Consider the following 1,127-nt stretch of genomic DNA (forward strand, 5'->3'; position numbering starts at 1 on the left):
CATGTGGCTCGTTGGTGCGGTGGTCGTCGTATTGGCGATTTTGAGTTTTGTTGTTCTGCGGTAGGCGACGAGCATTTCCGCCGACAACCTGAAGGATCAGGGGGAACTACACTTGGCGTCGCAAATTGCTTTCATGAATGACAATCAGCCGCCCCCCGACAAGTTGATATCCGAGCCACCGCCAGATTGGCAGGGCGTGTTTTTTGCCACCGCTGCCCTCGTCTCGTCCTTATGCGCCCTGCTGCTGGCATTTCGGATGTCTGTTTGATCGCTGTCGGAGGGGCCATTGTCCTATAAAGAGCCAAAAAGGTTTGGCATCAGCTTTGACAAGTTGGGGCGGATGAAGCCCGCCGCTTCGCAAATGGGGCGGCGGGCTTTCATAAGCTAACCCTCAGAAACGAGCCTTGCCCGGCAATTTACTTGGCGAAGGTCACGCATGTCGACCGGCTGACGCCGCCGGGATGCCTGGGTAAGCGCAATCTGTGGCGCTACCGACGTCTTTCCGTCGTGTGGTGATCTTCTGGTCGGCCGTCCCGTCTGCTTCAGGCTCTTTGCCGGCAAGCAAACCGAACTCACCGTTGGATTTTCCCGCCATCAGGTCCCCTCTGCGAGCAATGGCAACTCTTCGATCGGTCTGGGGTTCCTGGACAATCTGGGATCGGTGTCACTCCGCCCAGCTCGTGACGGCGGGAATGGCGCCCCGAAAATATCCGACATTTACCAAGGCTCGGAACAAAGATGGCGCCGGGAGATTGGAGTTCATCGTCCTCCTCAACCAAGGAACCTAAGCATGAGAACCAAACTACGCATGGCATCGCTGTCGATCGCGACCGCAATGACCGCTGTACTGCCTGCCTTGTCAGCAGAGACGGCCCAGGACTTCGTCACGAAGGCCGCGATCGGCGGGATGTTCGAAGTGCAGTCCAGCAAGGTCGCTCAAAGCAAGCTCCAGGATCCGACCCTTAAGGATTTCGCTCAGAAGATGATCTCCGACCACGGTGCTGCGAACGCCAAACTCGAGAGTATTGCCGGCGAACAAAAATTGCAGGTGCCCGCCGACCTCGACTCTGCCCACAAGAGCGACGTCGACAAGTTGCAGTCAGCCGCGGCGCCAGTCGATGCAACCT

Annotated in this window: 1 protein-coding gene; it reads left to right on the forward strand. The window is 57.7% G+C overall.

Annotation, left to right across the window (positions count from 1 at the left end; all coding sequences use genetic code 11):
• Positions 1–790: 790 nt before the first annotated feature.
• Positions 791–1,127: DUF4142 domain-containing protein (locus tag EN925_RS36845; RefSeq protein ID WP_164894710.1), on the forward strand; the 337-nt coding region annotated here is incomplete at its 3' end.

This window comes from Mesorhizobium sp. M7A.F.Ca.US.006.04.2.1, assembly GCF_004022915.1.
In the GTDB taxonomy this organism is placed as follows: Bacteria; Pseudomonadota; Alphaproteobacteria; order Rhizobiales; family Rhizobiaceae; genus Mesorhizobium; species Mesorhizobium ciceri.